Consider the following 12564-nt stretch of genomic DNA (forward strand, 5'->3'; position numbering starts at 1 on the left):
CGCGGTCGATGCAGGAGCGGCTTTGCGTCCCGAAAGGGCCGCAAAGCGGCCCCCACGCCGACCGCGCGCACGGTTTTATACCGGCTCCCCCTCCACCCGGTCCCGCCCGGCCTGTTTGGCCGCATATACGCCGGCGTCGGCGCGCAACAGCAAGGCATCGGCGCCTTCGCCCGACCGCCAGCCCGCCACACCGAAGCTTGCAGTCACCTGGCCCACGCCTTCCACCGGTACATTGCGCACCCCTTGCCATAACTCCAGCGCCAGCAGCCGGGCCTGATTGGCATCGCTGCCCGGGCAAAGCACCATGAACTCTTCCCCGCCCAAGCGGCAGAACACATCGGTACGCCGCAAACGCTGAGCGATGCGCTGGCACAGGCTACGCAGCACCCGGTCGCCGACGGCATGGCCGAAGCGGTCGTTGATGCGCTTGAAGTGATCAATGTCGAGCATGATCACCGCCAGCGGCAAGCCATCGCGCTGGGCCCTTTCCAGTTCGATCTTGAGCCGCTCCTGGAAATAGCGACGGTTATGGATACCGGTCAGCGAGTCGGTGACCGACAGCGCCCGCAACTCTTCCTCCACACCCTTCAGGTCGGAGATGTCAGTCAGGTAGCCATGCCACAGGGTGCAGCCCTGCTCGCCCACTTCCGGGGTCGCCTCGCCACGCACCCAGCGCAGTCCGGCCCGTGGCAGGCAGACTCGATACTCCTCGCGCCAGGGTGACAAGTGTTCGGCTGAATAGCGCACCGAGCGGCGCACGCGTTCCAGGTCATCGGGGTGGATACGTTCGAACACCGCCGAGGCATCCTCACGCAACTGCATCAGGTCGATCTCATAAATGTCATACAGGCCCATGCTGGCGTATGGAAAACACGAATGGCCGTTGGCATCCAGGCGATATTGGTAGATGCCGCCCGGCACCTCGGCACTGAGCTTTTCCAGCAACCGGTCACGCGCTGCCAACGCCTCATGCACCCGGCGCCGCTCGGTCACGTCAATGCAGATGGCCAGGTAGCCAACCCACAACCCCTGTTCGTCGAGCATGGCAGTCACCAGCATGTTGGCGACCAGCTGGCTGCCATCGGCCCGTAGCAAGGTCCACTCGCCAGGCTCGGCCCCGTGCTCCTGCACCGTTTCAGCGAACATCGCCTGGCCGCCAGCAATGGCGCGGCCAAAACGCAAGCTCAAGGCCTGGGCACGCAGGTTCAGCTCCTCCGGCAGTACCAGGTCTTCAAGGCGCAACCGGCCGATCGCTTCGCTGGCCGCGTAACCGAGCATGCGTTCGGCACCGGCGTTGAACGTGCTGACCACCCCCTTGAGGTTGGTGGCGATGATCGCCACCTGGGTCGCGGCATCCAGCACACTGCGCAGTTGGTTGTGGGTGCCACGCAACGACTGCTCGCTGACCTGCAACTCGGCAGTACGCTGAGCGACCAGGGCCAGGGCGCGCTGACGCTGGCTGAACAGGCTGTAGAGCAGCACGCTGAGCAACAGGCTCAAAAGTCCGCCCAACAAACCGACCGCCATCACCGCCGAGGAGCGGTTCGCCTGCGCGAACGCCTGGCTTGGCTGAATGCTCAGCTGGAAATGGTGATCGGCCAGGCGCAACAACTGATTGCTGGCCAGGGCCAAGGGCGCGACCGGATTTTGCGAGTCGAACAACACGACGGGGCCTTGTAACCCGGACGGGTCCGTGATGCGCACGACCAGGTTGTCATCAACCGCTACCGGTCGACCGTCGCTGACCAGCTCGCGCATGCTCAGCAACGCCATCACATAGCCCACTGCCGCACCGCGGGGGTCGGCATCGGAAAATACCGGCGCCACCATCAGCAGGCCGCGCTCTGCCGACTGGGTATCGAACAGGGCCAATGGCTCGGACACCGCCATGCTGCCCGGCGCCAGCGCCCGCGCCAGGGCCGCCTGGGGCTCGCTTTGACCAGCGAGGTCCAGGCCGTAAGGCAACCCGGGCCGCTCGCTCGATTGGGTATAGAGCACCGGGAAGTAATGGTCGCGCTGCGAAGCCGGGCGCCATTGGCCTTGCGCGTCCTGGTCACGGATCACATAACCTGGGCCGGTATGGGCACTGGCCAGGCGCTCGAATTCGGCGCGTTGCGCAGCCTCGACGCGCGGCGCCCAGGCATAGGCCAAGGTGCGTTGCAGCAGTGGTCGGGCATAGCCGTCGAATTCGCGCGGGGTGATCTCGCTGGAAAAACTGAAGAACCGCCGCAGCCCGTCCAAGCGCTGCTGCTGTTCGTCAAAGCGCTCGGCAATACGGCTGGCGCGCTCGCTGGCCAGCAGCTCGAAGCGCTGGCGCAGCTGCTGTTTGTAGAAGGTGTGCGCGGCAAATGCCAAGGCAGCGGTCAACAAGCCGCCCGCCACCAGTGCAATCAGCGCCATCGCCCAGGCGGACGCCCTCTCTGTGCACAAGCCAAGCAACCGCGCACGCACGCCACACTTTGACATACACCCATCTCGTCACGTCAGCGTCCTGCGGATTATCTTGCCCTGCCCTCAGTTATAGCTATTGGCCATTAGCCGTGCAATGTACCTCGTCGCCTCAACGAAGCTGCAAACGCCAGGCGCGATGGATACGGTTGTTACGGGCGAAGTCCGGGTCCAGGGTCTGGGCGCTGATTTCTTCCACCACGTAACGCGCCATCAGGTGCTCGTCCAGCTGGAACTTGCGGAAGTTGTTGGAGAAATACAGCACGCCCCCCGGCGCCAGACGGGCCATGGCCAGGTCCAACAGCTGCACATGGTCACGCTGCACGTCGAATACGCCTTCCATACGCTTGGAGTTGGAGAAGGTTGGCGGGTCGATGAAGATCAGGTCGTAGCTGTCACGGTTGCCTTCCAGCCAGGTCATTACATCGCTCTGCTCCAGGCGGTTGCGCTCGGAATAGCCATTGAGCGCCAGGTTACGCCGTGCCCAGTCCAGGTAGGTTTTCGACAGGTCGACGCTGGTGGTGCTGCGCGCACCGCCCTTGGCCGCGTGCACGGTGGCCGTGGCGGTGTAGCAGAACAGGTTGAGGAAGCGCTTGCCGGCAGCCTCGCGCTGGATGCGCATACGCATCGGGCGGTGGTCGAGGAACAGCCCGGTATCCAGGTAGTCGGTGAGGTTGACCAGCAGCTTGACGCCACCTTCGTTCACTTCCTGGAAACGGCCCTCGGTAGCCTGACGTTCGTACTGGCGCGTGCCGCTTTGCCGCTCGCGACGCTTGAGCACTACACGCTGCGGCGAAATGCCCAGCGCCTGCGGGATGGCAGCCAGTGCGTCGAGCAGACGGGCCTGAGCCTTGTCCGGGTCGACCGAACGTGGCGCGGCGTATTCCTGCACGTGTACCCAGTCCTGATACAGGTCGACCGCGAGGGCATATTCGGGCATGTCGGCATCGTACAGCCGGTAGCAGTCGATCTGCTCGCGACGGGCCCACTTGCCCAGTTGCTTGAGGTTCTTCTGCAGGCGGTTGGCAAACATCTGCGCCCCTTCCGAGAGCCGCGCGGGCTCGCTGGCCTGCGGCACCTGCTGTCGGGCTTCGGTGCCTTCAGGTTGCGCTTCGCGGCGTTCACCGGTGACGAACTGGTCCGGCTGCACCTTGAACAGCAGCAGCTTGCACGGCAATGCGCCGTTCCAGAACGCGTACTGCTTATGGCTACGAATACCCATGCGTTTGCCCAGTTGCGGCGCACCGGTGAATACCGCTGCTTCCCAGCCCATGCAGGCCTGGCGCAGGCGCTCACCCAGATTCTGGTAGAGGTACAGCAGGCTGGCTTCGTCACCCAGACGCTCACCGTAGGGCGGGTTGCTGATGACCAGGCCTTTCTGGTTCTGGTCCGGGCGTGGCTCGAAGGTGCTCACTTCGCCCTGGTAGATCTTCACCCAGTCGCCCAGGCCGGCACGCTCGACGTTGTTGCGGCCCGGCTGGATCAGCCGTGGGTCAGCCTCATAGCCACGGATCCACAGCGGTGGCTTGGCCAGGCCGGCCTGCGCGCGCGCCTGCGCTTCGTCATGCACCTTGCGCCACAGCGCCGGCACATGGCCGAGCCAAGCACTGAAGCCCCAGCGTTCGCGCTTGAGGTTGGGGGCGATATCGGCGGCGATCATCGCGGCCTCGACCAGGAAGGTACCCACGCCGCACATCGGGTCGGCCAGCGCACCACCTTCGGCAGCAATACGCGGCCAGCCAGCACGGATCAGCACCGCTGCCGCCAGGTTTTCCTTCAGCGGCGCGGCGCCTTGCTGCAGGCGGTAGCCACGCTGGTGCAGGCTGTGCCCAGACAGGTCGAGGGACAGAATGGCCTCGCCGCGGTCCAGGCGCAGATGCACACGCACGTCAGGGTCGATCTTTTCCACGGACGGGCGCAGGCCTTCGCGGTTACGCAGCTTGTCGACGATCGCATCCTTGACCTTCAGCGCACCGAAGTGGGTATTGTCGATGCCAGAGCCATGGCCGCTGAACTCCACAGCCAGGGTACCGTCGGCTGCCAGGTGGTCGGCCCAGTCGACCGCGTGCACACCGTCGTAAAGGTCGTCGGCGTTCTTCATCGAGAAGCGCTTGAGCACCAGCAATACGCGGTTGGCCAGACGTGACCAGACACACAGGCGGTAAGCAGTTTCCATGTCGGCGGCGCCGCGAATGGCCGAGGTGTGCTCGCGCACCTCGTCAAGGCCGAGGCCCTTGGCCTCTTCGGCGAGCAGGCTTTCAAGGCCTTTGGGACAGGTGAGGTAAAGTTCGAAACGGTCCGACATGAGTATTCCAGCGCCTTGGGCTATTTGACTGACGGGGCGACGCATCGCCCCGCGATGTTTGCCCGTACACCTTTCCAGCAGGCGTGCGGGTGGCCTTCTGCGACACACAACGTGCTGCAGAAAAGCCGGGCCGCCTGACCGATCCGTGCCTGGCCCAGTGGCAAGGACAGCTTAGATCATCAGGCAGTACGCGTAATTCTGGCGATCTCCGGGCCAATGTGACCCTTCGTCGCATTTCAAATTATTTCTGTCATCCGCAAACAACGCTGGCGAAATGACGTCAAAGATCGGCAAACCCCGATCATTGAAGGGCTAAACACCAAACAAGGTTGAGTCGCATTTATTTACTTATCCCCTCACCCTTGGAAAGGTTACGTGCTTATGACAAATCGGTCATTCACACCGTGACTCGCATTCGATAGAACTGGTCTCAGGCCGCTTCGCAACGAGGCGGCACTTTCAGCTCGCCACGCCGGCAGCGAGCGCAAACCGGCAGAACGACTCTGCCCGGCCTCGGAGAGGCCGACGGGACATTACAGTCAACAAGTGAGGGCAACACCCTATGAGAAGACTTAAGCGTGATCCGTTGGAAAGAGCATATTCACGTGGCTACCAATACGGGGTCACCGGCAAATCCCGCGAACTTTGCCCCTTCAATCTTCCTTCTGTTCGCCAAGCCTGGATCAACGGCTGGCGTGAAGGTCGCGGTGATAACTGGGACGGAATGACTGGCACCGCTGGCATCCATAGACTCAACGAAAATCACGCCGTTGGCTGAACGAGGACACTGAATTCGATTTACCATGCACGCCCCATCCGGGCGGCGGGCGAAGGCCCAGGGGCCCCTTGAAGGGGCCCTTTTTTATGCCTTGGCAAACCTCATCAGCTGCACCCACCCGCCCCCCCACAGGGGCGGGCTGGTCACCGCGGCATTGCCGCGATAGCATCCACCGCTTCGCGAATCAGCGCCGGCCCTTTGTAGATGAAGCCCGAGTAGATCTGCACCAGGCTCGCCCCGGCCGCGATCTTCTCGGCAGCATGGCGGCCTTCGGTAATGCCCCCGGCGGCAATGATCGGCAACTTGCCGCCCAGCTCACCTGCCAGCACCTTGACGATATGGGTGCTCTTCTCCAGCACCGGTGCGCCCGACAGGCCGCCCGCCTCGCCACCGTACGGCAATGCTTCGACACCTTCACGGCCCAGCGTGGTGTTGGTGGCGATCACCGCATCCATGCCCGACTCCATCAGCGCAGCGGCCACCAGCGCCGTTTCTTCGTCGCTCATGTCCGGCGCGATCTTGATTGCCAGGGGCACGCGCTTGCCATGTGCACCGGCCAGTTGTTCGCGGCGCTCGGCCAGGGCGTCGAGCAACTGCTTGAGCGAGTCGCCGAACTGCAGGCTGCGCAGGCCCGGGGTATTGGGCGAGCTGACGTTGACCGTGATGTAGCTGGCGGCGGTGTAGACCTTGTCCAGGCAGATCAGGTAGTCATCGACAGCACGTTCGACCGGGGTATCGAAGTTCTTGCCGATGTTGATGCCCAGCACCCCCTTGTAGCGCGAGGCGCGTACGCGCCCCAGCAGGTGATCAACGCCCAGGTTGTTGAAGCCCATGCGGTTGATGATGGCCGTGGCTTCCGGCAGGCGGAACAACCGTGGCTTGGGGTTGCCAGGCTGCGGACGCGGGGTGACAGTGCCGATTTCGACAAAACCGAAGCCCAGCTGGGCGAAGCCGTCGATGGCCGCGCCGTTCTTGTCCAGGCCAGCCGCCAGCCCCACCGGGTTGGCGAAGTTCAAGCCCATGACCGAAACCGGCAATGACGCCGGTTGCTTGCACAGCATGCCGTTGAGGCCCAAACGGCCACCGGCGCCGATCAGGTCCAGGGACAGGTCGTGGGAAGTTTCCGGGGAAAGCTTGAACAGCAGCTGGCGGGCCAGGGTATACATGGGCGGGCAAGGCTCAGGGTGAGTGAGGGGGCGATTATAGCCAGCGCGGGGCTGGCAGGACAGCAAATCGTGGAGCGCTTGGCACATCGGTTGCACCCGTTCGGCCCACAGCCTTATCAGTAAGGGCGAGGACTCTTGTGAACACTGTACCCCGAGCAACGCCCCTGGCCTGGGTCAACGGCAGCGACGCGCCGGAAAAAACCAGCCTGAACATCGGCTACATGGCCCTGACCGACTGCGCCTCGGTCGTGGTCGCCGCCACCCAGGGCTTCGCCCAGCAGCACGGCCTTACCCTCAACCTCCAGCGCCAGGGCTCGTGGGCCGGGCTGCGCGACAAGCTGGTCAGCGGCGAACTGGACGCCGCCCATTGCCTGTATGGCCTGGTCTACGCCGTGCACCTGGGCATTGGCGGCGTACCTGCCAGCGACATGGCCGTGCTCATGGGGTTGAACCAGAACGCCCAGGCTATCAACCTGTCCCCTGCCTTGCAGCGCAAGGGCGTGACCAACCCTGAGGCACTGGCGCGCCTGGTGCACCAGCATGGCGCACGCCTGACGTTCGCCCAGACCTTCCCCACCGGCACCCACGCCATGTGGCTGTATTACTGGCTGGCCAGCCAGGGCATTCACCCGCTGCGCGACGTCGACAGCGTAGTGGTGCCACCGGCGCAGATGGCTGCACACCTCCAGGCCGGGCGCATTGACGGCTTCTGCGTTGGTGAGCCCTGGGCCGCCGACGCGGTGGCCAAAGGCCAAGGCTTCACCCTGGCCACCAGCCAGTCGATCTGGCCGGATCACCCGGAAAAGGTCCTGGCCTGCGCCCGCGTCTTTGCCGAGCAATACCCCAACAGCGCCCGTGCGCTGATCAAGGCGATCCTCACCGCCAGCCGATTCATCGAGCAAAGCCCGGAAAACCGCCGCAGCACCGCGCAACTGCTCAGCGCAAGCGCTTACCTGGACACCCCGCTGGACAGCATAGCCCCCCGCCTGCTCGGCCATTATGAGGATGGCCTGGGCAACCAGTGGCAAGACCCACACGCCCTGCGCCTGTTCGACCAAGGCCGGGCCAACCTGCCCTATCTGTCCGATGGTATGTGGTTCATGACCCAGTTCCGCCGCTGGGGCCTGCTGCGCGAAGACCCCAACTACCTCGGCGTGGCCCGGCAGGTCCAGCAACTGCAGTTGTACAGCGAGGCCGCACAGAGCCTGGGCATCGCTTGCCCAGGCCAACCGATGCGCAGCAGCCTGCTGATCGATGGCTCCCGCTGGGACGGCAGCGACCCCTTCGGCTATGCCCGCAGTTTCAGCTTGCATGCCTTGGGCGACCTGCCCGATGCCCGTGTCGGCGCGTGAGGGGGGACGAACATGTTGCGCATCCTGCTGATCGACGACACCCAGAGCAAGCTCGGTCGCCTGAGGGCTGCGTTGAGTGAGGCCGGCTTCGAGATCATCGAAGCCCCAGACCTGACCATCGACCTGCCCGCCTGCGTCGAAACGGTGCGCCCGGACGTGGTGCTGATCGATACCGACTCGCCAGACCGCGATGTGATGGAACAGGTAGTGCTGGTCAGCCGTGACCAGCCGCGGCCCATCGTGTTGTTCACCGACGAGCACGACCCCGGGATGATGCGCCAGGCGATCCAGGCAGGGGTCAGTGCCTATATCGTCGAAGGTATCCATGCTGCGCGGCTGCAGCCGATCCTGGACGTGGCCATGGCCCGCTTCGAAAGCGACCAGGCACTGAAGGCACAGCTGCTGGCGCGCGACCAGCAATTGGCCGAACGCAAGCGCATCGAGCAGGCCAAGGGCTTGCTGATGAAAATGAAGGACTGCAACGAAGAGCAGGCCTACACCCTGATGCGTCGCCAGGCCATGAGCCGGCAGCAGAAGCTGATCCAGGTTGCCGAACAGATCATTGCCATGCATGAGATGCTCGGCTGATGCGCTGAAAATTCCGAGCAAGCCGCCCCGGAAGTTGGCCCATCTCTTGCTGAACAAATCTCACCGGTAGCCAACGGCGGTTACCCCACTTGAATCCCGACAAAGACGTCGCTCTCCCCTCCACACCCATGGAGCGGGTAGCGGCGTCTTTTTCGTTCCGTTGTACTACCGAGTGAGGTGTTCGATGAGTGCCAGCTTCTGGAAATCCGGGCATGTGCCCACGCTGTTCGCCGCGTTTCTGTACTTCGACCTCAGCTTCATGGTCTGGTACCTGCTGGGCCCGTTGGCGGTGCAGATTGCTGCCGACCTGCAACTGAGCGCACAACAACGGGGCCTGATGGTGGCCACGCCGATCCTGGCCGGGGCAATCCTGCGCTTCGCCATGGGCGTTCTGGTCGACCGCCTGTCGCCCAAGACGGCTGGCCTGATCGGCCAGGTGGTGGTCATCGTCGCCCTGGCCGCAGCCTGGCACCTTGGCGTACACAGCTATGAACAGGCCCTGCTGCTAGGCGTGTTCCTGGGCTTTGCCGGTGCGTCCTTCGCCGTCTCGCTGCCGCTGGCCTCGCAGTGGTACCCGCCACAGCACCAGGGCAAGGCCATGGGCATCGCCGGCGCAGGCAACTCCGGCACGGTGTTCGCGGCCTTGCTGGCACCGGCACTGGCAGCCGGCTTTGGCTGGAACAATGTGTTCGGCTTTGCGCTGATCCCGCTGTCACTGGCGCTGGTGGTGTTCGCCCTGTTGGCGCGCAATGCCCCACAACGGCCCAAGCCGAAAGCCATGGCCGACTACCTCAAGGCACTGGGCGACCGTGACAGCTGGTGGTTCATGTTTTTCTACAGCGTGACCTTCGGCGGCTTCATCGGCCTGGCCAGCGCCCTGCCCGGCTATTTCAGCGACCAATACGGCCTGAGCCCGGTCACCGCCGGCTACTACACCGCCGCTTGTGTGTTCGCCGGCAGCCTGATGCGCCCGCTCGGCGGCGCCCTGGCTGACCGTTTTGGCGGCATCCGCACCCTGCTGGGCATGTACGGCGTCGCCGCCATCTGCATTGCCGCAGTCGGCTTCAACCTGCCCTCTGCCGCAGCCGCACTGGCGCTGTTCGTCAGCGCCATGCTCGGCCTGGGTGCCGGCAATGGCGCAGTGTTCCAACTGGTGCCACAACGCTTCCGCCAAGAGATCGGGGTAATGACCGGCCTGATCGGCATGGCCGGGGGCATCGGCGGCTTCCTGCTGGCGGCCGGGCTTGGCACCATCAAGCAGCACACTGGCGATTATCAACTGGGGCTGTGGCTGTTCGCCAGCCTGGGCCTGCTGGCCTGGTTCGGCCTGCACGGGGTGAAACAGCGCTGGCGCACCACCTGGGGCTCGGCTGCAGTCACCGCAGCACGGGTCTGAGGCACGCCGATGAGCCTGCAACTGAGTTTTGCCCAAGCCAGCGCCACCGGGCCGCGCGCGGAAAACCAGGACGCCCTGCGCCTGGTCACGCCGGCACCAGAACTGGCCGCCAGCAAAGGCTACCTGTTCGCCCTGGCCGACGGCGTCAGCCAATGTGCCGACGGCGGCCTGGCGGCGCGCGCCAGCCTGCAGGCACTGGCCCTGGATTACTACGCCACGCCGGCCACCTGGAGCGTGGCCCAGGCCCTCGACCGCCTGCTGCTGGCGCAAAACCGCTGGTTGCGCGCCCAGGGCAGCGGCCAGCCGTTGCTGACCACACTTAGCGCGCTGGTGTTGCGCGGCCGGCGCTTTACCTTGGCCCATGTAGGCGACTGCCGGGTGTACCGCTGGCACGAGGGGAACCTGCAATGCCTGAGCGAAGACCATGTCTGGGACCAACCGGGCATGCAGCATGTACTGAAACGGGCGCTGGGCCTGGACCAGCACCTGCTGGTGGATTACCTGGAAGGCGAGCTGCAACCGGGCGAATGTTTTCTGCTGCTCAGCGACGGGGTCTGGGCCAGCCTGGGCGAACAGCACATCCAGGCCGTGCTGCGCGAGCAAACTGACCTGCAACTGGCCGCCGACACCCTGGTGGCCAGTGCCCACCTCAGCGGCAGCAAGGACAACGCCAGCGCCTTACTGGTGCAAGTCGAACAACTGGGCACGGCCAACCTGGGCGATACCCTGGCGCAACTGCAACAATGGCCAGTGCCCGGCCCGCTGCGCGAAGGCCAGGTGATCGACGGCTGGCAGGTCGAAACACTGCATGCGCACAGCCGCCAGTCCTTGCTGTACAAAGTGCGCGATAGCCAGAACCAGCCTTGGCTGCTCAAGACCCTGCCCACTGCACGCGAACAGGAACCGGGGGCGGCGCAAGGGCTGTTGCTGGAAGAGTGGTTTCTGCGCCGCATCGCCGGCCGGCACTTCCCCGAGCTACACGCCGCCAGTCAGCGCCAGCACCTGTACTACGTGATGCGCGAATATCCCGGCCAGAACCTGGCGGCGTTGCTGGCCGAACAGGGCCCGCTGCCCCTGCCGCAATGGCTGGAAGTCGCACGGCAACTGCTGCAGGCAGTCGGTGTGCTGCATCGGCGCAACTTGCTGCACCGCGATATCAAGCCAGACAACCTGCACCTGGGCCGTGATGGCCAGCTGCGCCTGCTGGACTTCGGCCTGGCTTATTGCTCGGGCCTGTCCGAAGACCCGCTGCACGAGCTGCCCGGCACGCCCTCGTATATCGCCCCGGAAGCATTCGATGGCCACCCGCCCAGCCCGCGTCAGGACTTGTATGCAGTGGGCGTGACCCTGTACCACCTGCTGACCGGACACTACCCGTACGGCGAGGTAGAGGCCTTCCAGCGCCCGCGCTTCGGCCAGCCGGTCAACGCCGCGCGCTACCGACCCGACCTGCCGGAATGGCTGCAGCACAACCTGCTGCAGGCCGTGGCGAGCGACCCGGCGCAGCGCTTCGAAACCGCCGAACACTGGTTGCTGCTGCTCGAGCGCGGCGACCGCCAGGAACTGCCCAGTCGACCCCGGCCGCTGCTGGAACGCGAGCCGCTGAAGGTATGGCGCACCCTGGCCCTGTTGTCGTTGCTGATCAATCTGATACTGCTGTTCACCCTGCTCAAGGGCTGAACGCGCCTTGCCGATGAGGAAACGCTGATGAATGCAAAAGTATGGCTGGTCGGTGCCGGCCCTGGTGACCCTGAACTGCTCACCCTCAAGGCAGTGCGTGCGTTGCAGCAAGCCGCCGTGGTCATGGTAGACGACCTCGTCAACCCGGCAGTGCTCGAGCATTGCCCGCAGGCCCGGGTAATGACCGTGGGCAAGCGCGGTGGCTGCCGCTCTACACCTCAAGCGTTCATTCAGCGCCTGATGCTGCGCCACGCGCGACAGGGCCGTTGCGTGGTGCGGCTCAAGGGCGGCGACCCTTGCATTTTCGGCCGTGGCGGTGAAGAGGCGCTGTGGTTGCAAGGGCATGGCATCGAAGTGGAGGTGATCAATGGCATCACCGCCGGCCTGGCCGGGGCCACCCAATGCGGGATTCCCCTGACTTCACGGGGCGTGAGCCGAGGGGTGACGCTGGTGACGGCGCACACCCAGGACGATAGCGAGCTGAACTGGGCGGCCTTGGCTCAGGGCGGGACAACGCTGGTGGTCTACATGGGAGTGGCGCGGCTGGAACAAGTGCGCCAAGGATTGCTGGCGGGGGGCATGGCGCCGGGAATGCCGGTGGCGATGATCGAAAATGCCTCGTTGCCGCAGCAGCGGGAGTGCAGAAGCGATGTGCAGGGAATGGTGGAAGCTGCGCGGGCGTTTGGTTTGCGTAGCCCGGCAATCCTGGTGATTGGGGAGGTGGTTGGGGAGCAGCAGGCTATGGGGCGGATTGCAATCGCAGGCTGACCGCAGGAGCGGCCTTCAGGGCCGGTTAAACCCAGGCAAAGAAAAACCCGGCCGAGGCCGGGTTTTTCATGAAGCTTCAAACC

The 12564-nt window shown here is 64.6% G+C and carries 9 protein-coding genes; 6 read left to right on the top strand and 3 right to left on the bottom strand.

Going from position 1 to position 12564, the window contains the following annotated elements:
• Positions 1 to 75 precede the first annotated feature (75 nt).
• Together ACF8O8_RS19760 and rlmKL are read right to left on the bottom strand one after the other, a co-directional pair.
• Positions 76 to 2466 carry a diguanylate cyclase gene (locus ACF8O8_RS19760; protein WP_350297572.1) on the bottom strand — a complete coding sequence of 797 codons (2391 nt, stop codon included), beginning with the start codon at positions 2464 to 2466 and terminating at the stop codon, positions 76 to 78.
• Between the two features lie 94 nt (positions 2467 to 2560).
• Positions 2561 to 4753 carry a bifunctional 23S rRNA (guanine(2069)-N(7))-methyltransferase RlmK/23S rRNA (guanine(2445)-N(2))-methyltransferase RlmL gene (gene rlmKL / locus ACF8O8_RS19765; protein WP_010953096.1) on the bottom strand — a complete coding sequence of 731 codons (2193 nt, stop codon included), beginning with the start codon at positions 4751 to 4753 and terminating at the stop codon, positions 2561 to 2563.
• A gap of 562 nt (positions 4754 to 5315) precedes the next feature.
• Between rlmKL and rmf the strand changes: the two genes are divergently transcribed.
• A complete protein-coding gene (gene rmf / locus ACF8O8_RS19770) occupies positions 5316 to 5531 on the top strand; it encodes a ribosome modulation factor (RefSeq protein ID WP_003248687.1) in 216 nt (71 codons plus the stop codon).
• A 143-nt stretch (positions 5532 to 5674) separates the two neighbouring features.
• Here the strand turns inward: rmf and ACF8O8_RS19775 are convergent, their stop codons facing one another.
• The gene (locus tag ACF8O8_RS19775; protein ID WP_010953095.1) at positions 5675 to 6697 is read right to left on the bottom strand and encodes a quinone-dependent dihydroorotate dehydrogenase; all 1023 of its coding nucleotides are present in this window, start codon (positions 6695 to 6697) and stop codon (positions 5675 to 5677) included.
• Between the two features lie 137 nt (positions 6698 to 6834).
• On the opposite strand from ACF8O8_RS19775, the gene ACF8O8_RS19780 reads away from it, so the two are divergent.
• The 5 genes from ACF8O8_RS19780 to cobA all read left to right on the top strand — a co-directional run bounded on the left by ACF8O8_RS19780 (position 6835) and on the right by cobA (position 12481).
• Positions 6835 to 8049: a CmpA/NrtA family ABC transporter substrate-binding protein gene (locus ACF8O8_RS19780; protein WP_392510305.1), complete on the top strand. Its 1215-nt coding sequence runs from the start codon at positions 6835 to 6837 to the stop codon at positions 8047 to 8049.
• 12 nt (positions 8050 to 8061) lie between these two features.
• Positions 8062 to 8637, top strand: a complete 576-nt coding sequence (locus tag ACF8O8_RS19785; RefSeq protein ID WP_003248677.1) for an ANTAR domain-containing response regulator — start codon at positions 8062 to 8064, stop codon at positions 8635 to 8637.
• A gap of 184 nt (positions 8638 to 8821) precedes the next feature.
• Positions 8822 to 10033 (top strand): NarK/NasA family nitrate transporter, encoded by a 1212-nt coding sequence (locus ACF8O8_RS19790; RefSeq protein ID WP_049586692.1) that lies wholly within the window; start codon positions 8822 to 8824, stop codon positions 10031 to 10033.
• A 9-nt stretch (positions 10034 to 10042) separates the two neighbouring features.
• Complete coding sequence (locus tag ACF8O8_RS19795) at positions 10043 to 11713, top strand: protein kinase (protein ID WP_392510306.1); 1671 nt, start codon at positions 10043 to 10045, stop codon at positions 11711 to 11713.
• Positions 11714 to 11740: 27 nt separating this feature from the next.
• Complete coding sequence (gene cobA, locus ACF8O8_RS19800; protein ID WP_392510307.1) at positions 11741 to 12481, top strand: uroporphyrinogen-III C-methyltransferase; 741 nt, start codon at positions 11741 to 11743, stop codon at positions 12479 to 12481.
• The last annotated feature ends 83 nt before the right edge of the window (positions 12482 to 12564 follow it).

It is taken from the genome of Pseudomonas sp. TYF_14 (genome assembly GCF_043105275.1).
In the GTDB taxonomy this organism is placed as follows: domain Bacteria; phylum Pseudomonadota; class Gammaproteobacteria; order Pseudomonadales; family Pseudomonadaceae; genus Aquipseudomonas; species Aquipseudomonas alloputida.